The sequence below is a fragment of the Paenarthrobacter sp. E2MeOHC11 genome (genome assembly GCF_058744955.1).
Genome location: NZ_CP196673.1, coordinates 3,309,703 through 3,332,026, shown reverse-complemented (window position 1 = coordinate 3,332,026; position 22,324 = coordinate 3,309,703). Strand labels below are relative to the sequence as shown.

At 62.4% G+C, this 22,324-nt stretch carries 20 protein-coding genes; 9 read left to right on the top strand and 11 right to left on the bottom strand.

Features of this window, described 5'->3' with window-relative positions; all coding sequences use genetic code 11:
- Nucleotides 1–13: 13 nt before the first annotated feature.
- From ACSSVG_RS15570 to ACSSVG_RS15540, 7 genes are all read right to left on the bottom strand, one after another.
- Nucleotides 14–1,372: a hypothetical protein gene (locus ACSSVG_RS15570; RefSeq protein WP_492415543.1), complete on the bottom strand. Its 1,359-nt coding sequence runs from the start codon at nucleotides 1,370–1,372 to the stop codon at nucleotides 14–16.
- A complete protein-coding gene (locus tag ACSSVG_RS15565) occupies nucleotides 1,369–2,952 on the bottom strand; it encodes an ArnT family glycosyltransferase (RefSeq protein WP_231340463.1) in 1,584 nt (527 codons plus the stop codon). The genes ACSSVG_RS15570 and ACSSVG_RS15565 overlap by 4 nt, the downstream gene beginning before the upstream one ends.
- Complete coding sequence (locus ACSSVG_RS15560; RefSeq protein WP_231340462.1) at nucleotides 2,949–3,773, bottom strand: PIG-L deacetylase family protein; 825 nt, start codon at nucleotides 3,771–3,773, stop codon at nucleotides 2,949–2,951. The genes ACSSVG_RS15565 and ACSSVG_RS15560 overlap by 4 nt, the downstream gene beginning before the upstream one ends.
- A gap of 1 nt (nucleotide 3,774) precedes the next feature.
- Nucleotides 3,775–4,860, bottom strand: coding sequence for a glycosyltransferase family 4 protein (locus ACSSVG_RS15555; protein ID WP_492415540.1), 1,086 nt, complete (start codon nucleotides 4,858–4,860; stop codon nucleotides 3,775–3,777).
- A gap of 106 nt (nucleotides 4,861–4,966) precedes the next feature.
- Complete coding sequence (locus tag ACSSVG_RS15550; protein WP_492415538.1) at nucleotides 4,967–6,526, bottom strand: lipopolysaccharide biosynthesis protein; 1,560 nt, start codon at nucleotides 6,524–6,526, stop codon at nucleotides 4,967–4,969.
- A 34-nt stretch (nucleotides 6,527–6,560) separates the two neighbouring features.
- Nucleotides 6,561–8,003: a glycosyltransferase family 4 protein gene (locus ACSSVG_RS15545; RefSeq protein ID WP_492415536.1), complete on the bottom strand. Its 1,443-nt coding sequence runs from the start codon at nucleotides 8,001–8,003 to the stop codon at nucleotides 6,561–6,563.
- Nucleotides 8,000–8,722 carry a glycosyltransferase gene (locus ACSSVG_RS15540; protein ID WP_253468941.1) on the bottom strand — a complete coding sequence of 241 codons (723 nt, stop codon included), beginning with the start codon at nucleotides 8,720–8,722 and terminating at the stop codon, nucleotides 8,000–8,002. Before ACSSVG_RS15540 ends, ACSSVG_RS15545 begins: the two co-directional genes overlap by 4 nt.
- Before the next feature lie 269 nt (nucleotides 8,723–8,991).
- On the opposite strand from ACSSVG_RS15540, the gene ACSSVG_RS15535 reads away from it, so the two are divergent.
- Nucleotides 8,992–11,211 carry a S9 family peptidase gene (locus ACSSVG_RS15535; RefSeq protein ID WP_492415534.1) on the top strand — a complete coding sequence of 740 codons (2,220 nt, stop codon included), beginning with the start codon at nucleotides 8,992–8,994 and terminating at the stop codon, nucleotides 11,209–11,211.
- Between the two features lie 7 nt (nucleotides 11,212–11,218).
- Here ACSSVG_RS15535 and ACSSVG_RS15530 read toward each other — a convergent pair whose 3' ends face one another.
- Together ACSSVG_RS15530 and ACSSVG_RS15525 are read right to left on the bottom strand one after the other, a co-directional pair.
- Nucleotides 11,219–12,028: a class I SAM-dependent methyltransferase gene (locus ACSSVG_RS15530; RefSeq protein ID WP_492415532.1), complete on the bottom strand. Its 810-nt coding sequence runs from the start codon at nucleotides 12,026–12,028 to the stop codon at nucleotides 11,219–11,221.
- 19 nt (nucleotides 12,029–12,047) lie between these two features.
- The gene (locus tag ACSSVG_RS15525) at nucleotides 12,048–12,431 is read right to left on the bottom strand and encodes a DUF7793 family protein (RefSeq protein ID WP_231340455.1); all 384 of its coding nucleotides are present in this window, start codon (nucleotides 12,429–12,431) and stop codon (nucleotides 12,048–12,050) included.
- A gap of 190 nt (nucleotides 12,432–12,621) precedes the next feature.
- On the opposite strand from ACSSVG_RS15525, the gene ACSSVG_RS15520 reads away from it, so the two are divergent.
- Nucleotides 12,622–14,286, top strand: coding sequence for an ATP-binding protein (locus ACSSVG_RS15520; protein WP_492415530.1), 1,665 nt, complete (start codon nucleotides 12,622–12,624; stop codon nucleotides 14,284–14,286).
- Nucleotides 14,287–14,542: 256 nt separating this feature from the next.
- Here the strand turns inward: ACSSVG_RS15520 and ACSSVG_RS15515 are convergent, their stop codons facing one another.
- Nucleotides 14,543–14,713 (bottom strand): hypothetical protein, encoded by a 171-nt coding sequence (locus ACSSVG_RS15515; RefSeq protein ID WP_207594441.1) that lies wholly within the window; start codon nucleotides 14,711–14,713, stop codon nucleotides 14,543–14,545.
- 107 nt (nucleotides 14,714–14,820) lie between these two features.
- Between ACSSVG_RS15515 and ACSSVG_RS15510 the strand changes: the two genes are divergently transcribed.
- Both ACSSVG_RS15510 and ACSSVG_RS15505 read left to right on the top strand, forming a co-directional pair.
- Nucleotides 14,821–15,873 carry a hypothetical protein gene (locus ACSSVG_RS15510; protein ID WP_492415528.1) on the top strand — a complete coding sequence of 351 codons (1,053 nt, stop codon included), beginning with the start codon at nucleotides 14,821–14,823 and terminating at the stop codon, nucleotides 15,871–15,873.
- A gap of 2 nt (nucleotides 15,874–15,875) precedes the next feature.
- Nucleotides 15,876–17,429, top strand: coding sequence for a putative bifunctional diguanylate cyclase/phosphodiesterase (locus ACSSVG_RS15505; RefSeq protein WP_492415526.1), 1,554 nt, complete (start codon nucleotides 15,876–15,878; stop codon nucleotides 17,427–17,429).
- Here ACSSVG_RS15505 and ACSSVG_RS15500 read toward each other — a convergent pair.
- Nucleotides 17,422–18,000 carry a GNAT family N-acetyltransferase gene (locus ACSSVG_RS15500; RefSeq protein ID WP_231340452.1) on the bottom strand — a complete coding sequence of 193 codons (579 nt, stop codon included), beginning with the start codon at nucleotides 17,998–18,000 and terminating at the stop codon, nucleotides 17,422–17,424. The two genes, ACSSVG_RS15505 and ACSSVG_RS15500, sit on opposite strands and share 8 nt — an antisense overlap.
- A 108-nt stretch (nucleotides 18,001–18,108) precedes the next feature.
- Between ACSSVG_RS15500 and ACSSVG_RS15495 the strand changes: the two genes are divergently transcribed.
- The 5 genes from ACSSVG_RS15495 to ACSSVG_RS15475 all read left to right on the top strand — a co-directional run bounded on the left by ACSSVG_RS15495 (nucleotide 18,109) and on the right by ACSSVG_RS15475 (nucleotide 22,321).
- Complete coding sequence (locus ACSSVG_RS15495; RefSeq protein ID WP_159701143.1) at nucleotides 18,109–18,573, top strand: hotdog fold thioesterase; 465 nt, start codon at nucleotides 18,109–18,111, stop codon at nucleotides 18,571–18,573.
- 7 nt (nucleotides 18,574–18,580) lie between these two features.
- A complete protein-coding gene (gene paaK, locus ACSSVG_RS15490; RefSeq protein WP_492415524.1) occupies nucleotides 18,581–19,930 on the top strand; it encodes a phenylacetate--CoA ligase PaaK in 1,350 nt (449 codons plus the stop codon).
- Nucleotides 19,931–19,966: 36 nt separating this feature from the next.
- Nucleotides 19,967–20,569, top strand: coding sequence for a TetR/AcrR family transcriptional regulator (locus ACSSVG_RS15485; protein ID WP_231340450.1), 603 nt, complete (start codon nucleotides 19,967–19,969; stop codon nucleotides 20,567–20,569).
- Between the two features lie 163 nt (nucleotides 20,570–20,732).
- Entirely contained in the window at nucleotides 20,733–21,533 is an 801-nt protein-coding gene (locus ACSSVG_RS15480; protein WP_492415521.1) for a CPBP family intramembrane glutamic endopeptidase, read from the top strand.
- 11 nt (nucleotides 21,534–21,544) lie between these two features.
- A complete protein-coding gene (locus ACSSVG_RS15475) occupies nucleotides 21,545–22,321 on the top strand; it encodes a CPBP family glutamic-type intramembrane protease (protein ID WP_231340448.1) in 777 nt (258 codons plus the stop codon).
- The last annotated feature ends 3 nt before the right edge of the window (nucleotides 22,322–22,324 follow it).

The following is a 22,324-nucleotide window of genomic DNA, read 5'->3' as shown; positions in this document are numbered from 1 at the left end:
TGCGAACGTGACGTTACCGGTGAATGCCTTCAATAACTTCTTTATACTCTTCAAGAGCAAATCCGCTTCCCGCACGGTCGTCATCTTCAAAGAGGTTTTCTTCGAAGCCGAACAAGAACATCGCCATCCCGCATTCGACCGCATACCGCGGAGCAGTTCCCATCTGTTCAGCAAGGCTGTGCGACTCGGGCGAGCCGCCGGTGAACGGTGAATCGGGCGGTCCGGGGTTCTCCCCCACCAAACCGAGTCCTGCCCGCCGGGCCAGGGCGCTCGTATACCTGTGTGATGACCACGAGGAGACATCTCCCAGCAGCACAAAGTCATCGTCGCCCGGCTGACATTGGTCTTGCGGCGGAACAGCAGCCCGCGCCCGGACGTCCGACACATCGTCCAGTCCGGTGAAATCCACGTCCACCCCCGTCAACGTTGCCAGGACCGCGAACTGTGCAGCATAGTCCAACCCACGTTCCTGAGCGCCGTCAGGGTTGGCCCGCCCGTCCAAGCGACCTTTGACGGCTTCCGCTTTGTCAGCCGGCAGCACTCCACGGCCCGCGACCGGAACATGCACGCGCCCCTGAAATCCGAGCGTCCGCAACTCGCCCACCTGCCATGCCACCGCGTTAACAACAGATCCGGCGTACCAGTCCCACCACCTCTGCACCTGTTCGTCAGTGACGGATTTGCCGTGCCATGAACGGGAGCCCGGAACCCATCCCGGCATAGGAGACGGCGCCACCCCCTCAGCCAAACCAATACCGAACTGGGGAGCGTCACCAAACGCCCAGAATTCCTCGTCGCTGCCGCCGTCTTCGTTGCCACCGTCTTCGCTGCCACCGTCACCGTCACCGTGCCCCGGGTACCCCAGCTCACCGGTGGCGTTCGTACCGACACGGATGGCTGTGATGCCCTCGAAGCCCAGGTCCGATGCGACGCGGGCCAGGTACTTCCGTGCCGCGTCCCGCACCTCTGCACTGAAGACGAGCTCTGCCCCGGCATCCTTCGGCACGTCTCCGCCGCTGCCCTTCAGAACGCCCCCAGTAAGATCCCCTACCCAATCAGGAGGGTAGTGCAGCCCGGGAGACAGAATCACGCCCATGCCGGCTTGGCGGCAATCGTTCAGTCGCGCCCGCACCTCGTCAACATAGTCACGGTTCTCCTGTCCAGCTTCCGGCTGGTACCGATCCCAGGCCACCGGTAACTCCACCACAGAAACGCCGGCCTCATGGAGCGCTGCCAGCCGTTCTGGAGTACAGGTGCTCCCCAGGACTCCGAAAGTCATAGGCTCAGCTGCGTGATCGGGCTCCACGCTGCATCCCGCGATCACAGTGGTCAGGACGATGGAAAGCAAGAGAGTCGGAAGCAGGTGTCTCATGGATACCCACCCGTTACAGGAGGGAGTGTCAGGCCTCCGGCGACAGCGGCCTCCAGCCTTGCCCGGTCCAACATCCACACAACAGTGTCACCGGACGTTGGACCAGTGAATGTGAAAACTGGTTGGGCGTTGTCCTGCAGCCATCCCAAGAACTCCGGCGAAGCGAAACCGTACCCCTCACTCAGCGGTCTGCCCTGCGTCAAAACGTACTCGGCGCCTCCGTCCCGCAGGGATTGCAGCGAAGGCAGCACCTCCCAATTCTCATGTGGCTGTAAAGCGAACTCTCCGGTGACCGATGTCAGAGCCACCTTTGAGGAAAGGGGCAGCTCGGCATTCATCCAGTCACGTGCACGCATCAGGCCGTCATCCACTACGGACCTTGCTTGAATACCGAGAAGAAGACTAAGTACGGCAACGATCGCAGCGAAAGCAATGACTGCCCCTCGAAGGCGTGGCCGCCATTTCACCACCATCACAGCGGCTATGGGTGTTGAAACCAGGGCGGCCAGCACCACACAGTAACCAAACTGTTCCTCTGCCGCCCCGAAAAACACGGAGTAGACGCCAACCAAACCGGTAATGATCGAAAACAGACCCATGACCCGCCGTCCCACCGACGGAGAAGCGGCGGCCACAACACCAGCCACAACGGAGAGCCCCAGAAGCATGTAGCTGGTACCGAACCGGCCGGCCATATCCATAAGTCGATCGGTCAGGCTGACACCCGGGACTGAATTGAAGCCAGTCATCTGAACAGCCCCAACCATTCTGAGGATGCCCACCGATTTTTGGTCCATGAACTGCGGAAACAGACCGGTGACAGCGATCAAGCCCAGATAGACCAGATACGGAACGATTGAACACGCGAGGATACGCAAAGCTGTTTGCAGGGGAACTGTTCTGCGCCAGACCACCGCGGCCAGCAGAGGGACCACCGTGAACACTGCCGTCATGTCCTTCATGACGACGGCTAGTCCGAAGACCAACCCGGCACTGACTTCGATCCGCAGGCGCGCGCGTCCCCGCTCCCTGTTGAGTGCAATAAGGACCAGCAGCCACCCTGACAGCGCGGCCAAGCCCGCAGGGGTTTCCATCATCAGCCGCCCGTCCATGCGCAGGACAAATGGATCACTTGCCAGAATGACGCCAGCCAATGCTGCAGGTCCCACTCCCACCAGACGGCGCACCAACAGGAAGCAGACAACCGCAGTCATTGCTCCCAGGACGGAGTTGACCCAGCGCAACTGCAAAGCCAAATCCATGGCGTGACCTTCAAGGCCCAGCACTCGAATGACCAGGGCGTTGAGTGCATACGAACCGGGAGGGTGCAGGAAGAAGGGAGCGCCCGAGCTTGATGGCATGTGCCCATCAGCTACTTGTCGTGCGATGTCCGCGTAGGTTACCTCGTCAATAAACAGGTCGTTGGCCCGTTGAACACCGAACACCCGGAACACCAGGGCCAGTAGCCCCACCAGCAGCGCAACCCACCGGCTGCGCCGCAGGGCCCTCTGAGCCCTGCGGGCGGAACTCCGCGTGCGGCCCTCCGTCGGAAGTACTTCCAGCAGGTGAAGCGAGTTCATGACTCCCCGTATTTCGAGGCAGGCGCTGCACTTCCGGGCACATAATAGATTTCCGGCTGCAGCGGAATCTCTCCGGCGGGGAACAATGCGTCAGCCTGCGACGCATATTGCCTGATCCGACCGGGTTTGGCGTCGAGTCCTGAGTCCCAAGTCCACGGCACAAATCCCATCTTCGCCATGTGCGTTTCATCGGGCCCGGCCACAAGGTCATAAGGAAAATCCGAGTACATCACCAAGCTCTCCGGATGGCCTTTGCCAACCTCCCGGGTGATGAGGTGGTCCACATGCTTCCCCACTCCCGCAGGGCAGAAGAGAAGATCCGCTTTGGTCTGCGCCATGAGCACGGCAATGTTGCTCCGGAGTTGGCGGATAAGCCCCTGGTCACCCCGGGAAACCCTGCCCAACGCGATGTCGAACCGGTAAGTGGGGTAACGATGGGTGAGTTCCGGCAGGAGTCTTTCCCACGCGCTGCTGCCTAACATCGCCGGCTTGCGCCGGCGTCGGAAAAGCGCGTCCACTTCGCCGAGGTGAATTGACTGGACTCCCATGTCCTCCAGCACAGCCCGGTCCTCCGACTGCCTGGCCACGAAGAGTTCCCCTGCGTCCGGTATGGCGCATTGGCGCATGAAGGACCGTGCCGCGCGCGTGTGGGGTGACGGCATGGCCTCCGTGAACAGCGTGGCCACGATGATCTCGCGCCCCTGTGCTTGAGCTTCGATCAGCGCCCCGCAGGACAGCACTGCATCATCCAGATGGGGTGATAGGAAGAGCCACGGCGCGTCGCCTGCCATGGACCGCTCAACGCGTGATTCGAGCAGCATTTCAAGCCCTTTCCGGGCGGAGGGCCCATTGCCGTTTGGGTCGGGGTTCATTCAGTTCGCCGAGAGCTGTGTTGTAAGCCCCTGCCTGGAAGTCGGCGAGCGCATCCCAGTTGTAGTCCGCGGCAAACTCCCGTCCCCGTGCGGCGACGTGTTCCAGCCCCTCCTGCTGGTACCTTCGGACAATTTCCTCTTCCAAGGCTTTGACGTCGAAGGGCTCCACGAGCCACCCGGTTCCCCGTGGGACGACCTCCCGCAGGCAGGGAATGTCGAAGGCAATTACCGGTGTGCCTGCGGCCAGGGCGTCGATGGCTACCAACCCGAACGTCTCGTGCCGGGATGGCACCACCATCAGCCGGGCGTCACTGATGGCACCAAATTTCTTGTCCCCTGAAAGCCACCCAAGAAACTGCACGCGCTCAGAGAGGCCGGCATCCTGAATGGACGCACGCACCCTTTTTTCGTCTGGGCCCTTCCCCGCAATCAACAGGTTGCCATCTACTCGGCGGCACGCTTTGGCCCAGGCTTCCAGCAGAAGGTCCAAACCCTTGTATTCGTACTCCAGGCGCCCGACAAACAGCACATCATTCCCGTGCCGGGGTTGGGTGTTCCATATACCGGGATCCACTCCATTGCCGATGATGTCCACATGAAGGGCTGGGTTCAGTTCCTTCAATCGATCGCTGATTCCCTGCGAAACAGAAATGAGCCTGCGGTGCCTCCGGACGCCCAACCGCTCTATCCAGTGCAGCGGTAGTTTGTACTGCCGTGCTTTGTCCTTGGCATGGAGCCATTGGACCACTCCGATGGTTGGACGCTTGGTCCAGAGTGGTGCGGCCATGGTGGAAAACGGAGCGAAGAAATCCTCCACAACCAGCTCAGTAGCTGCCCGGCGCTTATGGACTTCAAAGGGCAGTCGGACAACATAGGCCACCAGCCTGGTCAGACGGTTGCCGCCTGTTCCGAAGCCAATCGGCACATAGTGCACACCGTCCTCCACGCGTTCCTTCCAGCCCGGGTATCGGGTGGTCAGCACGGTGATGTGGAAGTCTTTGGCAGCCAGGCGGCGGTTGATCTCGTGGGTCCGCACAGATCCTCCGCCCGCCCCAGGCATACGCGGATCTTCAAAGCCCAAATGTAAAACTCTCATCGTTGTCTTTCCGTCTCAAAATCTGTTGAGGGCGAACTGCTGCTGGTCACTGCACCCGTTTCCCCGCACCAGGCACGGCGGGGGCGGCCCCGGGGCGTTCAGGCAGGTGACGTGGGCGGTGCTGTCGACGGCCCGAACTCCTGCTTCGGTTGCGGGGCCGGCGTCGTCGGGAGATCCTGAAGTCGTTCCTGTACGGCAGCAGGCCGCGCTGGTGGGCAAGAACTGTGAAGCCGCTGATGGTGGCAAGGACCAACCAGGCCAGGGGCTGAACCAACGCAGCGACTGCGAGGACCACGATGAGGGCGAAAGCAAGATTCAGGAACCTCCCCGCTCCCCTTCCCGGGTGGGCTGCCATCAGTACAGGTCGCGCGAGGACTGTCAGGACCAACCCGGCCGTCACAGCCCCGACGGCGGAACCCACAGCCATTCCCGTGACCGCGTCCAGCTGCCAGCCCGCCCAAAGCCCGCCAACCACCAGAAGGCATGCACAGGCGAGACCGATTTGGCAGCGACGGTATGCGCGCAGGGCGAGAAGGACGGTGGAAAGCACCATCAGGACGGCATAGCCAAGGCCTGAGGCCCCCAGCCATGGCAGGAGGTTCAGGGAGCCGTGGTACTTCGGTGGAACAATCAGGCCGGACATCAGGGGCGGTGCGGTAGCGATAATGGCGAAAGCCACCACCACGAGTTGCCCGAACGAAGCAAAGGAGGCGCCAAGCACCTCGCCAACCTTTACGCCAGGGGTGCGAAGCAGGGGAAACGCCACCAACGCCGTTCCGGCTGCCACATACACGGGCCCTTTCGCGATCGTGGCCAGCGCCTGGAATCCTGCGGCGGCCGCCGAGCCGTTATCGAGGAAGCCGACCACCACGACGTCGATGCCCACCAGCACCGAAACCACGCACAGAACCGACGCGATATCGCTGGTCTCAGCCCATCGCCATTTCTCACGCAATACCCGCGGACGCCAGCGAAGATCCCGGTAAAAAGACCACGGGACAACCAACGGCGCCATGCACCCCGCGACGAAGCCAAGCACTGCTCCACCGGCTCCCCACGCCATCGCGATCACCAGCAGGCTGAAAATCAACCTGAGGACCACCTCACCGATCGTGGACAGTGCGTACCAGGTGAAGCGGAGCTCGCCCTGCAGCCATCCGGCGGGTGCATTGACGACGAAGATGACAAAGGCCGCCAACGCCACCACTGTTGCCAGGGCTGGAGTAGCCAGCGCGAGCGTGACGCTGCCGGTTATGACGGCCGCAGCAATTCCCGCCATGCACGATACGAAGACAGAGAAAGCCATACCGTTCCGGCGCTCTTCGGATCCTTCCGGGTGCACCGCAACAACGTGTGACAAGGGAAGCGGAACCAGCGCGTTGGCGACGATTCCCACAACCCCAAGAATCATCGCGGCGGCGGCGAATTGTGTGTAGTCCGCCGTCCCCAACATGTTGGCCATGAGCAGCGTGCAGGCGTAGCTGACCACGCCCACTACTCCCGCAGACACAGCGAGGAAACCACTGTTTTGGGCTATGTTGACGTCCTGGTCTGGAGTCCTTTCCCTGTATTCAGCTCTGGGCCTCAAGGTCACCTCTGTGGTCATGGTCTGTTCGGATACATCCACGGACCAACTGCCACTACTGACCGTCAAAGGCATCGGCCGGAGCGACGGCACTTCCGGGCCCAGCAAGGAGTGTGTCGCGTCCTGCGTGACGGAGTTCCGCTGCTGGCACGCCAATTTTCTGTACGGCCGCGAATGCCTCGAATTCGTCGCGGCCGTTCATCAGGACCGCGACATGTCCGTCGTTCATCAAGGCAACTTCGTCGGTGGGTCGCAGGATGGAGCGCAAATCGGCCCCTTCGGGCAGTTCGAAGCGCACCAGGGTGGACAGGTCCGAGTGGCGTGAGCGGGGGTCACCGCCCTCACGGCGCAACGCCTCCTCCTCCAAAAGCACGCCAGTGAGCAGCCTGGTACTGCGATCCCAGGTGAAGCAGCTGGCCCATTCCCGGCAGTCCGCCGAGACGTCCTTGGCTGCGTCCGGTTCACGCATTGCTGTCAGGGCCTCAACCATGGCGGTCCCAAATTTCCTGGGGGTCTCCACCAACCAACCTGTCCTGCCGTCCACAACGGAGTCCCGAATGCCTGGAACCCGCAATGCCAGGCAAGGCACGCCCCACGCCGCGGCCTCGATCACTGAGCAGCCCCAGCCCTCCGAAGCCGAGGTGGATGCCGTGAGCCAGGCCCGGCTCAGCAACTCGTCACGCACGTTGTTGGGCTGGTAGCCGTGGAACGTTACTGCGTGGTCAAGGCCCAGATCCATGGCCAGCTGCTGGAGTCTGGCCCGCTCCGGGCCGTCCCCAATGATGTCCATTCTTAGTTTGGGAACACGGCGCGCCGCCACGGCGAACTGGCCCAGGAGCAGATCCAATCGTTTATGGGGCACCAGCCGGCTGACGACGGCGATGGTTGGGTTAGGGGCTCGTGTCGCCACAGCCTGCGGAATGTCCATTGTGCCGTTCGGCACCACGTGGATAGGACCCGCAAAGCCGAGCTTTCGAAGTTCCAGGCGTGTCGAGGGTGACACCGCCACTATTGAGCGCTGCCCGTACACCGTTTTGGCTCCCGAGCTTTCCAGGAATCGGCCTACTGCGGCCATGGGCGGCGAGAACCTGGTACGGAACTGCTCCTGGTGGACGTGGTGGATCAGTTGGACGATCGGAATGTCCCCTGACAGGAACAAAGGCGAAAAGAACGGAATCCCGTTTTGGCAGTCCACAACGGCATCAAACCGGCCACTGCTCCGCAGAAGGCGAAGGGCAGCGTGTCCATAGATGGATAGAACCCCGCCTCCGCGCAGTATATGGATGCCGTCAATGACGTCCTCGGCAGCCTGGCCGACATCGCGCCCTGTGAACCACGTGACCTGAACCCCGTTGTGCACCCATCGCTTGGAAATTTCATGCATGTACTGCTCCGCGCCGCCGGCTTGTGAATGCCTGACGTCGCGCCAGTTGAGGACCAGCACGTGCTTTCCTGCGAGTCGGGATGGGGAGTTCAGGTCAGGAAGGGCATACGTCACGGGGTTGCCTTCTGAAGTTGGAACACCGAGGCGAAGCTGGCGATTCCGTCCTGGAAGGGGCGGAATGTTGATTCAGCTCCGTTAGTCCAGGCCACAGGCAGTTCGATAATGCTGGCGTCGTTGTCCTGAAGCCGAAGAAGAAGCTCCACGTCAAAGGCGAATCCGGTGCTTCGGCATTGCACCATCGCCGCGGTGAGGGCATCCCGTTCAAAGAACTTGAAGCCACACTGGGTATCCTGGATGCCTTTGACCTTGGACCTTGTCAGGACCCGGAAAGCCGTTCCGCCCACTCTTCGCCCCAGATGTTGGGGACGGACGAACGTGGAGCCAGGGGCATGGCGGGATGCGATGACCGCTGATGCGCCATCGGAGAGATACGACATGGCTGCGGAGAGGGTGTCCAAAGGGGTGGCAAGGTCAGCATCGAAGAAGCCCGTGAACCTCGACGTTCCACTAAGAAGACCGCGGCGCACTGCTGCGCCCTTTCCACGCTGGGAACACCCCACCACAGAGATGGGGACCACGCCCCCGTTTTCACGGGCTATCCCACGGACAACCGCCGCGGTCTCGTCCACGCTGCCGTTGTCCACCACCACGATGCGCGATGACCATGGTTGGCTGGCCAGGAAGTCGACAGTCTGCCTCAGCGTGCTGGGAATCCTCGCGGCCTCGTTATAGGCCGGGATGATGACCTCAAGATCCACTTGGGATCGGCGCAAGGAGTCTGAATGTCGGCGCGCCTGAAGTACCCCCCTCCTGCCAATGTGCACACTGTGGGATTGCAGCAGAACCATCTGAGCCTCCAAATATCCGGGAACGGGACGAAAAACGTGCCCGCAATATATGGAGTGGCGGCACCCGCCAAGACATGACGCGAATCCCACGTTGTGGCCCAAGTCATGGCTCCCTATCACTACCGCGGACAGGCGCCCGGCGCTCTGAGCGAAATCGCTGGTTCCATGTCGGAGCCCGTCTATAGAGTGGCCACATGAGCCACGTATCTTCGGTCCCTGCCAGCGCCCCGGAAACAGCGGTCGCGCCTCCTGTCGCCAAGCGCATCCCCACCCGCCGCGAACACCACGGCGACGTCTTCGTGGACAACTACGAGTGGCTCAGGGACAAGGAGTCCGCCGAAGTAGTGGACCATTTGAAGGCCGAGAACACGTACCAGGAAGCGGTCACGGCGCACCAGGAACCGTTGCGCGAGGCGATGTTCCAGGAGATCAAGGGCCGTACCCAAGAGACGGACCTGTCCGTGCCCAGCCGCAAGGACGGCTGGTGGTACTACAGCCGGTCGGTGGAGGGCAGGGAGTACAGCATCCAGTGCCGCGTCCTGGCCTCGAACACCGGGGATCCAGTAGCCGATTGGACTCCCCCGTCGGTGGAGCCCGGCGTCGACATCGACGGTGAGCAGGTGCTTCTGGACGGCAACGTTGAAGCCGAGGGCCAACCGTTCTTCAGCGTGGGCGGCGCCGCCGTCACGGTGGACGGAAATCTCTACGCCTACGCCGTGGACAACTCAGGCGACGAACGTTTCACCCTCCGGATCAAGGATCTCCGTACCGGCGAACTCCTCCCGGACGTCATCGAGGACATTTTCTATGGGGTGGCCTTTTCCCCCGATGGCACCCGACTTTTCTACACCGTTGTGGATGATTCGTGGCGGCCCTACCAGGTGAAGGCACACGTCCTGGGCACTCCGGTCACGGAGGATGAGGTTCTCTACCAGGAGGACGACGTCGCAATGTGGCTTGGGTTCGATCTTTCCTCGGACCGCCGCCACCTGGTGCTCAGCATCGGCTGTTCCGAGTTCAGCGAGACGCAACTCCTCCGCTTCGACCAGTACGCAGCCGGCCTGAGCACCGTTATCTCCCGCGACCACCACATTCTTTACGAGGCCGAGCCCTTCCTCCTGGAGGGCAAAGAGACCTTGCTCCTGACCCATAACAAGGACGCCATCAACTCGATGGTGAGCCTGGTGGACCCGGCAGAACTCGCCAAGCCGGTGGCAGAGCAGGACTGGCGTACCGTCGTCGCACATTCGGACGCCGTACGCGTCAACGGCGCCGGCGTCACGTCCACGCACCTGGTGTTGTCCGTCCGCAAGGACACCATCGAGCGCGTTCAGGTACTGCCCTTGGAAGGCCTGGGCACCACGGCGCAGGGTGCCCCTGTGGAGCCTGCCTTTGACGAAGAGCTCTACACCGCCGGGGTCTCCGGGTCCGACTACGAAGCTCCTGTCATCCGCATGGGCTACACCTCCTATTTCACTCCGTCGCGCGTCTACGACTTCGTCTTGCCCACCGCGGAACTTCCGGCCGGCCAGCTGCTGCTGCGCAAGGAGAGCCCGGTCCTTGGCGGCTACTCCGCGGCGGATTACGTCGCCACCCGTGAATGGGCAACGGCCGACGACGGCACACGCGTCCCGTTGTCCGTGCTGCGTCACGCTTCGGTTCAGCAGGATGGCACTGCCCCTGGACTGGTGTACGGCTACGGCTCGTACGAGATGAGCATGGATCCGGGCTTCGGCATAGCCCGGTTGTCGCTGCTGGATCGCGGAATCGTCATGGTGATTGCCCATATCCGGGGCGGCGGTGAACTCGGCCGGCAGTGGTACGAGGATGGCAAGAAGCTCACCAAGAAGAACACTTTCACGGACTTCATTGCGGCCACTGACTGGTTGGCAGGGTCACGCTGGGCGGACCACGCGCGAATCGCTGCCATGGGCGGGTCCGCCGGCGGCTTGCTCATGGGTGCCATAGCCAACATGGCCCCGGAAAAGTATGTTGCGGTGGTGGCACAGGTGCCGTTCGTCGACGCATTGACCACCATCCTGGATCCGGAGCTTCCCCTGTCCGCCCTGGAATGGGAGGAATGGGGCAACCCGATCACGGACCCCGAAGCCTACGCCTACATGAAGTCCTACACTCCGTACGAGAATGTGGGGGCCGTGGCCTACCCCAAAATCGCTGCGGTGACGTCCTTCAACGACACCCGGGTGCTGTACGTCGAACCAGCCAAATGGGTCCAGGCACTGCGCTCCGTTTCCACCGGTTCCGAGCCAATCGTCATGAAGATCGAGATGGACGGTGGGCACGGCGGCGCATCAGGCCGGTATGTCCAGTGGCGTGAACGCGCTTGGGACTACGCGTTTGTTGCCGACTCCGTAGGCGCAACCGAATTGCTGCCGGGAGCCGGCCTGAAATAAGTGTTCGTCAGTTTCGGCGCGCCCGCAGCAGTGCGAAGTAGCCCGGGATCACGTCCGGGGCCGACGGGTTGCTGAGCGGGCGCGTCTCGATGCTCGCCGAGCCTTCCTCCACCAGGGACCAGTCCGCCGTCGGGAAGGCCTTTGCGCGTTGCGCGGCCCCGAAACGGCCCGGCATTGGCAGTCCGCGAATGGCCCACTCAAGAGGCGCCGGAATGGAATCCCGGGTGGCCCCGAGGTGGCTGACGTAGTCCACCGGCGTTCCGGGAAAATTGGTTTCTGCCAGGAACACGCCTCCGCGCGTCCCGACGACAGGCAGCAGGTTCGCTGCCAACGCTGACCGGCCGTTCCGGTCCAGTACGTGCAGGACTCCGCGAATGAAGACATTCGCGTCCCCGGCCCAGCCTGCAGCTTCGAGTGCCGTTGCGACTGTTTGCCCAGCGTCAGGTGCCGTCATGTCGCACACGGCGAATGACGCCGTCGTAATCCCCGCCGACTCCAGCCGTGCGCGATCCACGGCGTTGGCGGAGTAGTCGAGTCCCAGCGCATGCGGGAAGCGCTGCGCCAACAGCCGGGTGAAGCTGCCGTTGCCACAGCCAACGTCCACCACGGGCAGGGCGGGGTCCAACCCGGCCAATGTGGGGAGGTAGCCCAGGAGTTCGTGGTCGCTGCCCGAGTCCCACAGGACATCGCCCGTGGCGCCGGTTGAGCGGATGTCGCCCCAGAACTGATCCCAGGCCGTACGGGCGTCCTTGGGCGCGGCGGAAGAGAGCCTGATGAGGCGTGGGATCAGCAGGTACTTCCTGAGGGCGGAGAACATTCTCCAAATATAGGTGGCACTAGGCCTCCACCAGCCACTCCAATGCCTCTGTTTCAGATGTGAAGAACTTGGTAGGGCACGGGGGTTTCATGATGCCCAGGAAAAAGTTGGCAATGACCCTGTCCACCGGTGACGAGCCCCAGAGTGCGATGCGGTTGGCCTGGCAAGGCTTGGCAAACACAGAGCGCGCACCGCGGGTGACGTCGTCGGTGGTTGCCATGTCCACAATCATCGGATGGCGGTCCGGGCCGCACAGCTCGTTGACCCGGTCCATGGCACGTTGGGCATCCGCTTCCTGGATCCTGGCCCCGCGCGGCCATGTCAAGCGAAGGATGCCCGGTTCCTCGAGCTCCAATTCAAACGACACCTGTTGATGATCCTGCGGTGTTGCTGGGTGGTCCACAGTGCTCCTTGCGCGATTGGTGGTGCTGCAGGGGAGGCGGGCGTGGCTCCCCTGCTGACACCCTCAAGGCTGACGAATCCGGAACACAAAGTAAAGGTGTGCCCTGCGACTCATCCCGGCCATTTGACGCACGGCCGCCTTTGTCCTCAAAGCCGCTGATAGGGTGTTGCCACATCAAGAAATACCGTGAATGGAACGTTGGAACGGAAGGGGCTCAGTGGGCGAGACCGTTGCCGACGTACAGCATGTCCGGTCGGCCGTAGTGGCGGATTCAGACAGTGGCAGGTTGGCCGCGACCTCGGCCGCGCTTTCCTCAGCGGGATTCGAGGTCTTCCCTGCCCCGGACGCTGACTCCCTGGCCTCGCAAATCCAGCAGCACAACCCCTCTGTAGTGGTGGCTCAGAGCGCCCTTGCGCACGGCTTGCGCAGCCCGGGAGTCCCGATGCTGCTGGTCCTCGCCGCAGAGGAAATGGTGGACCTTGAGGAAGTGGAGGCCTGGCGGGTAGCTGACTACGTCATCAGCCCGGTGCAGTCGGGGGAAATTGTCCACCGTGTTAAAACCCTGATCGGCCGGGCCGCCGAACGCGCGCGTTCCCGCGGCGAAATCGAAGCGCTCCGCGAAAGCCTCCGCAATGTCTCCTCGGCCATCCGGGAGACCAACGATCCCCAGTTGATCGCCGACCACGTGGTCCGCGGCTTCGGCGAGGCCCTGCGTGTTGACCACGTCTGGTTCGCTACGTTCCGGGACGAACGCGTCCCCAGTATCCGGGCTCAGTGGAACCGTCCCGGCCTTTCGCTGCTGCCCGCGCGCCTGGGCGAGAGCGAGAACGCCATTATCGAGACGACCAACAGGCTTTGGGCCGAGGCGGACGTCCTCGCCGTCACGGACCACCGGGAGGACCCCGACTCAAAGATCGCCAAGGCGCTGCGGGAATGGTCTTGTGACCTCAACCCCGTGTCCACTGTCCTTCTCCCCGTGGGTGAAGGCGCCTCGGCCATGGGCATCATCCTGCTGTCCACCGTGGAGGAACGGCACGACTGGACCCGACCCGAGATTGCCTTGATGCAGCATGTGGCTGGAAATGTGGCCCACGGCCTCATCCAGGGCCATCTCATCAGCGCCCAGCAGCGCGTCCTCCACCAACTCAGGCAGTTGGATAAGGCCAAGACAGATTTCCTGGCCACCGTAAACCACGAGCTCCGGACACCCTTGACCTCCATCACCGCATATCTGGACATGATCCAGGACGGCTCCGGCGGGCCCGTCCCCGAAGGCATCAGCAAGATGCTGGACGTCATTGCCCGGAACTCCACACGCCTCCGCAGGCTCATCGAGGACATGCTCACAGTGTCCATGCAGGATGGCAGCAACCTGGACCTCAAGCCGGTGGATATCGCCAAGCTCCTCCAAGTGGTGGTTGCAACGCTGCGGCCACTGGCAGAGTCCAGGCACGTCTCAGTGTCCTTTACCGAAGGGACTGAGGACATCGAAGTCACGGCCGACGAAGCAAAGCTGGAACAGGTATTCACCAACATCGTGGCCAACGCCATCAAGTTCACTCCCGAGGGTGGACGGGTGGGCATCACCAGCTCAGTCTCGGCCTCTGAGAACGGCGGACTCGCGCTGGTCCGGATCGCAGACAACGGTTTGGGCATCCCGGAACACGATCTCCCACACATCTTCACCCGCTTCTACCGGGCCTCCAACGCCACTTCCGCGGCAGTGCCGGGCAGCGGGCTCGGTTTGGCAATCGCCCACGACATCATCAGCCGCCATATGGGGCGCCTGCTCCTGGATTCCACGCTGGGCTCCGGGACCACGGTGTCCGTGGAGTTGCCGGTTGGCGGGCCGTAGCGGATCTTCCGTGTCGGATCGGCGCACTTGGTCAGGAACCGGTGCTGCTTGATTTCATGAGGCGCGCCCGGCCTCAGCAGTGCCCAGGAACCCTCTCTATCCGGCGCCCGGTGTGACAGCCGTGTCAACGTGGGCTCCGCACATGCGCGTGATGGTCACTAATGCTCGACATACTCCGAAACAAAATTGATGCCCCGGGCAGCAGCCCGGGGCATCAATTGACGTCATATGGCCTTGAGAGGCGCTCCCCCAATGTTTAGTTCGGCCACCAACCGATGCTGGTGGTGTTCGTCTTCGTGGTGGTGAAGCTGTTAGGCCACCAGCCGATTGCCGTGCTGTCCTGCGTAGGCTCGGCATTAGCCGGGGCAGCGAAACCCGTTACTGCCAGAACCGCCGCCATGAGCAGGGTTGCCGCAAATTTTTTCATCCGCTATGCCCTTTCGTACTGATGCGAATTTGTTGTCTGTGACTTGAATAAAGTCACGGTGCAAACTATACGAGCTTTTCTTCCGCAATGACATGGATAATGGGCACATGCAAAGTCCGCACCTCGCTTCCCACCTCGTCGCCGGTCTTTCGGCACGCGCCAAGTGGAAGGAACGGGACTTCGACGAGGCCTATCGGCTTGCAGGCGACGCTGCCGGACTGGCAACCGTCGCCGGCGATGACGAATCGTGGTGGAACATGCGGTACCTGCAGGCCGAGTGCCTTCGGGACCAGGGGCGCATTGAAGAGTTCCTCACCCTGGCCATGGAACTCAATGGCCACAACCTGACCTCCTCATCACCGGAACTCGGGGCCAAAGCAGGCACCATGGTTGCCGTGGCATTCCAAGGTTTGGGCCGGCTTCCCGAAGCAGCAACCATGGCGGCCGATGCGGCGAAACTAGCAGCCAGGGACGCCGAGTTGGTGTACGTCCAGATCCTTGCCCAGCGCGCCCTGATCGCTGCTCTGGCGGAGAGCCGCATGCTGGACGATGCCTGGCGGGAATGCTTGGTGCTGGAAACACTACTGACCGACGACGTGGATGAAGACACCGCCGGAAAAGGTTATTGGGTTATCGGCAATGTCGCTTTCCTTGCCGACCGCGTTGCTGACGGCGGGCGATATCACGATCTTGCTGCCGAACGGCTGTCACCGTCAAAGGACGTTGACTTGTGGGCTCGTTTCAACAGGGCTTCCGCGGAAATGCGGCTTCAAGCAAAGCTCAGCGACGCAGCAACCCTGCGTTGCATTGAAAGGGCTGAGCTGGCCACGGACATTGTTGGCGGCTCAGAACGGGACCATCTTGAAATGTCCCTGGTCCGCGCCCATTGGTATTTCCTCAGCGGCGATATGCAGCAGGCCACCGCAATCCTTGAGCCGCTCTGCACCCGATCCTCCATTCTGGCCACCCAAACCTCCGCCGAGGCACATTTCCTTTTGGCCCGGACTTTGCTGGAATCCGGTAGGCGTGGAGATGCTCTGACTACGTTCGATGAGGCCGCAGCACTGTTCGAACAGGCGGCGCTGCCCGAACGCAGCGCTGCAGTCAGGGAGTATCTTCGCCATAGCGATGAGCAACGAGGCGAGCCACACAGGGGGTGAGCATGTCCGAAGGAAAAATGTACTCCGGCAACGACCCTCGCTTGGGACTGCTCCTGGAAGGCATCGTCAGGCTTGCCGCCGGGGACCTCAACACCCGGATCGAAGTCTCGGATGCGCGCGATGAAATCGATGCCGTGATCATGGGTACCAACCTCCTTGCAGAAGACCTTCAGATCGTTTATGAAGAACTTGAGCAGAGGGTGCAGGCCCGGACGCAGCAGCTCAACGAGGCCCATCTTGCGATGCAGCATATGGCCATGACCGACGCCCTTACAGGGCTGAACAACCGCTCAGCGTTTGCCACCGCCCTCAGCGAAGCCCAGGTCAGCGGGGCCGAAAGCGGCCGACGGGCTGCGATCCTCCTGCTGGACATGGACGGATTCAAAGCGATCAATGACTCCCTGGGCCACACCATCGGGGACAAGGTCCTGGAAACGGTGGCCAACAGGATCTCAGGGGCTGTCCGCGACCAGGACATGGTCGCCCGCATGGGCGGCGACGAATTCGCCGTGCTGATTCCCGAAGTCACCCCTGCGATAGCCGCCTCCATCGGCAACCGGATTCTCGCTGCAGTTGTGAGCCTCATGGAGATTGAGGACCAGCACCTCCGTTGCGGTGCCAGCATGGGCCTTCGAATGGCTGACCCCGGCCATAGCGCGGAGGAACTGATGATGGAAGCGGACATTGCCATGTACGAGTCCAAGGCTGATGGGCGTGGCAAGCTCAAGGTCTTTGAGCCGGCAATGCTGCATGCCCGCCAGATGCGGAACCAATTGGTGGGTGAACTGAAAGAGGCGATCACCGGTTCGCAGTTGGTGCTCTTCTACCAGCCGATCATCAGGCTGGATACCCGCGAAATCGAAGGCGTGGAGGCCTTGGTCCGCTGGAACCATCCCAGCCGAGGCCTCATCATGCCGGACGAGTTCATTCCCATCGCCGAGGAAACCGGGATGATCTCGGACCTGGGCGGCTGGGTGCTCCGCACCGCCGTCGAACAGCTGAAGCAATGGCGCACCGACCCCCTCACGTCGAGCCACGACTTCAGCATGCGCATCAACGTTTCGGCGGCCGACCTGCAACGGCTCGAGTTCATCGAGGACGTCCGGGAGGCTTTAGCCTCCGCGGACCTGGACCCCTCGCTCCTGGTCCTGGAACTGACCGAGAGCGCGGTCATTCAAGGCAACGATCTGGACCGCTACACACTCAACAGCCTGCGCCGCTTGGGCGTGGGGCTGGAAATCGACGACTTCGGCACCGGTTATTCTTCCATCAGCTACCTCCGCCAGCTCCCTGTGGACACCGTCAAAGTGGACCGGACCCTGCTGTCAGCCCTGGGCAGCGACCCGGCGCAACCGGCCCTTCTTGCGGCCGTGCTGCAACTGATCCGGGCCTGTGGATTGGCCGCCGTGTGGGAGGGCGTGGAAACCGCCGATCAGGCCGAGTACCTCCTCAGCATCGGTTGCACCAGTGGCCAGGGTTACTACTTCAGCCGGCCCTTGCCTGAGGCGCAGTTGACCGAACAGTTGAAGCACAACAAGAGCTGGCCAGTCAGCTGATGGTCCGGGTCCACGGATGGTGCCGCGTGCGCCACTCAGAGTCCAGGATCGCGTAGATGTTTTCAGTGGCCCATTGGCCCTTGTAGTGCCAGTTGTCCACCAATGTTGCTTCGAGCCGCATGCCCAGGCGCTTGCAGATGCCCGCCGAGCCAGCGTTGAGCGCGTCCAACTTCGCATCGATCCGGTGGAACGCCAGTTTCTCGAAGGCCAGCTTCATGACAGCCTCTGCCGCCTCGGTTGCAATCCCGTGTCCTCGAGCTTCGGGGTGCAATATCCAGCCCAGCTCCCCCTGTCCGGTGCCCTCCAGCCATTTCAGGACCACTTCGCCCATCAAACCAGGCTGGTCCTTGCGCTCGATGGCAAGGCAGATCCAGTCTCCTTCCTGGTTGAATTCGAAGTTCGCGTACCGTCCCAGGACTTCCATTGACTTGGTCCTGGTCAGCTCGTTGCGCAGCAGGAACCGGGCGGTTTCAGGAAGTGATTGGTAACCGTGGAAGCGTTCGAGGTCCTCAGCTTCGAAGCGCCGCAGGATGAGTCGGTCAGTGATGATGGGAAGCTCAATTTCGGGCATGTGTTCGAGGCTACTAGGTGCAGGCGAATACTGGTCCAGTCTTGACACGTGACGCGATCTGGGATTACCTAATGAACATTCGGTAAATAAAGCTGGAGGCAATGACGCATGGTTGAAACAACCCTCTCCGGTGCATCGCACCACATCCTGACAAACGACTACGCGTCCGAATGGATGGGCATTGAGGTCCTCAAGCTCGACGACGGCCACGCCACCATCCGGATGCACCTCCGCCAGGAGATGCTCAACGGATTCGGCATGGCCCACGGCGGAATGATCTTCGCCTTCGGTGACACAGCCTTCGCGCTGGCCTGCAACCCGGCCAACCCGACGCCCAAGCAAGCCGCCAACATCACGGTGGCGTCCGGCGTCGACATTAACTTCATCAAGCCGGCGTTCCAGGGCCAGGTGATCACCGCCGTCGCAAACCGCCGCGCCAGCACCGGCCGAAGCGGCCTGTACGACATCCAGATCTACGCCGCTACCCCTGACGACAACGCCGCCCCTGACACCGAGCCCGGCGAACTCATTGCTGAGTTCCGTGGCCGTAGCCGCACCATCTCCAAGAAGTAGGAAACCGATGACCCAGAACACCGTGGCCGCACCAGCCGCTACCACCGCCAAGGCCAGTGCCCCTGTGCTGGACCGTGAAGAAACCATCTCCCGCGACGAACTTGAGGCACTGCAGCTCACCCGCCTCCAGCACACGGTCGCCTACGCCTACGATCGCGTCCCGCTGTACAAGCGCAAGTTCGACGAAACCGGAGTCCACCCTTCGGATCTGAAGGAACTCAGCGACCTCGGCAAGTTCCCCTACACCACCAAGGAAGACCTCCGACTGGAGTACCCCTTCGGCATGTTCGCTGTCCCCCAGGACCAGGTGGCGCGTATCCATGCAAGCTCCGGCACCACCGGCCGACCCACCGTGGTTGGCTACACCAAGAACGACCTCGCCAACTGGGCAACCCTCGTTGCGCGCTCCTTCCGCGCCTCGGGCGTCCGCCCCGGCATGAAGGTCCACAACGCCTACGGTTACGGCCTGTTTACCGGAGGACTCGGCGCACACGCCGGCGCTGAAGCGCTCGGCTGCACCGTCATCCCCATCTCCGGCGGCCAGACCGAACGCCAGATCCAGCTCATCCAGGACTTCAAGCCGGATGCCATCCTGGCAACGCCAACGTACCTGCTCACCATCGCCGATGCCATGCAACACCAAGGCATCGACCCCACGTCCACTTCCCTGAAGTACGCCGTTTTGGGTGCGGAACCGTGGACCGAAGAGATGCGCCACGAGCTCGAAGTCACCATGAACATCAAGGCCTCCGACATCTACGGACTCTCCGAAGTCATGGGGCCCGGCGTCGCGGGCGAGGCCGTGGAAACACAGGACGGTTGCCACATCTGGGAAGACCACTTCCGCCCGGAAATCATCGACCCCTTTGACCACTCCACGGTCCTGGGCGACGGCGAACCCGGCGAACTCGTCTTCACGTCCTTGACCAAAGAAGCATTGCCAATCATCCGGTACCGAACCAAAGACCTCACCCGCCTGCTTCCGGGCACCGCCCGCCCCGCGCACCGCCGCATGGGCCGCATCACCGGCCGCAGCGACGACATGATCATCCTCCGCGGCGTGAACCTGTTCCCGTCGCAGATTGAGGAAATCGCCCTGCGGATCCCGGAGCTCAGCCCGCACTTCCAGCTCGAGATCACCCGCCCCGAAGGCAAGCGAATGGATTCGCTGACGGTCAAGATTGAGCGCCGGGAAAACGTTCCATCCGAGGCCGGCACGACGGCGGCACACACCTTGCGTGAGCAGATCAAGATTCACGTCGGGTCATCTTGCGTGGTTGACGTTGTGGAGCCAGGTTCCCTGGAGCGTTCCAACGGGAAGCTTCGCCGGATCTACGACATGCGCCCGAAGGGCTGAACGCCCGCCCCGTAGAGATCGTGAGAAAATGCCAGCATGCCTACTGAGACCACCACCAAGCGCGGACGGCCCGGTTACGACCAGCAGTCGGTGCTCCGCATCGCCGTCGACGTCTTCAACCGCCACGGGTACGACGCTACGTCCATGGGCATCCTGGCCGAGAACCTCGGGATCTCAAAATCGGCCATCTACCACCACGTGCCGTCCAAGGGCGATCTCCTGAAGCTCGCCCTTGACCACGCGTTGGGCGGTTTGGAGGCCATCCTGGAGGAGCCGTCTGCCAGCACCGGCCCCGCCGACGCACGGCTTGAGTTCGTGCTCCGGCAGACCATCGCGGTGCTGGTGGACCGGCTGCCCTTCGTAACCCTGCTGCTGCGTCTACGCGGCAACACGGAGATCGAGCGGGACGCACTGGAACGCCGCCGCGCTTTCGACCACAAGGTAGCTGCCCTGATTTCCGCGGCCCGGGAAGATGGTTCGCTGCGCCAGGACATCGATCCCCGCACGGTCACGCGCCTGCTGTTCGGCACCATCAACTCGATCGTGGAGTGGTACAAGCCGGGCGGCTCGCTGTCCCCCGAGAAGCTCGCCGATGACGTCATCACCATGGCCTTCGACGGGCTCCACACAGCCGCCTGACCACCTCCGTGGCCAACGGTCGCCTAGGGAACTGTGGGTACGAAGTGCTTGACACCGACCGGGCGGCTGCTATTTTTGTGCCCATCGGGTTCGTGTTCCACCCTTGTCGGATTCCTCCCGCACGGCGCGCACCCTGAAAGCAGGACGCCGTGGAGATTGACCAATGACCGCGTCACTGGCGTTCAGCATCCTCACCTATCTTCTCGCTTTGGGACTGGGCGGCTTCGCAGTCATCCACTACGCCCGCAAACGTAAACCGGTGCTGCGCAGCATGGGGTTGACCCTCAATCGATGGCTGCCGATCGACATCGCCGTTGGGCTTGCGATCACGTTCGTTGCGATCGGGCTGGTCTTCGTCGTCGAACTCCTCCTGGGTGTAGTCGCGGTCCAGCCGGGAACGCTCACCTGGTCCTCGTTCGCCAGCGAAGTGCTGGTTCCGCTGATTCAGGCCGCGGCCCTGGAAGAGTTCCTCTTCCGCGTCCTTCTCCTCAGCGGCGTGGCCATCCTGCTCTCGCGACTGACACACGGTCGGTGGATCGCTGTGCTCCTGACTGCAGCGCTCTTCGGGGCCGGCCACTTGGGCAACGACGGTGCCACAGCGGTCTCTGCCTTCGGCACAGGCCTTGGCGGCGTGATCTACGCCGTTGCGTTCCTCGCAACCCGCAGCGTGTGGTTGCCGTTCGGCCTTCACCTCGGCTGGAACATGACCCAGGGGCTGTTCGGCTTCCCGATCAGCGGCAACATCGTTCCCGGATGGTTTTCAACAGCCTCTACCGGCCCCGAACTTCTCAACGGCGGCGCTTACGGCCCCGAAGGCGGCATCCCCGGAATGCTCGCCCGCGTGTTGATCATCGCCATGGTGTTCGCCTACGTGAAGACCCGCTGGCCGGACGGCAGTATCGCCACCCTGCGGTTCGCGCCAGCCCCGGAGAAACGCGGCGCCGTTCTCCAACCAACAACCTGAAAGGAATCGCCATGCGGATAGCACCCAAGGTTTGGATCGGCCTCGCTATTTGGATCGGCTACGTGGTGGTCGTGACCGCCATCCAACTACTCTCCGGCATCCCCTATCCAGAGCTCAGTGCCAGCGCCTCAAACGTATGGCGGGCCATCGTGGTCTCCCTCAGCATCGGGAGCATACTACTGGCCGCCACCGCGTGGTGGCTTGGCTGGTGGAAACCAGCCCTGCGCGATCGCCAACGCGCGCCCCACAAATGGCCAATCATTGCCCCTCTAGTGCTCCTGCTGGCCGCACTCGTGAATTTTGCCGGCACCGATTGGTCCAAGTTCGACGCCGGATTCCTCCTCGCGCTACTCACATTCGGTGTCCTGGTCGGCTTCGCCGAGGAATTCAGCACCCGTGGCCTGGTGCTCGTCGCCCTGCGCTCAAAGCTCGGCGAAGGATGGGTATGGTTCCTCTCCAGCCTGATGTTCGGGCTAATGCACGCCGTCAACTTCTTCGCCGGACAGGCACTGTCGCCAACATTGACCCAAGTCGTCCTGACGTTCGCGCTGGGAACCGGGTTCTACATCCTGCGACGCACCACCGGCACCCTGCTCTGGGCCATGGCCCTGCACGCAATCTGGGACATCTCCACCTTCACCGTCGCCTACGCACCCACCGAATTGGCTGGCCTGGCCGGCCCGATCCAATACCTCAGCGCAATCCTCGCCGTCGCGTTCGTTTACTGGGCGATCAAGGGAGCCAACGAACGGACCGCTGTCACCACCCCCGACCCAGCCCTCAGATAGGCG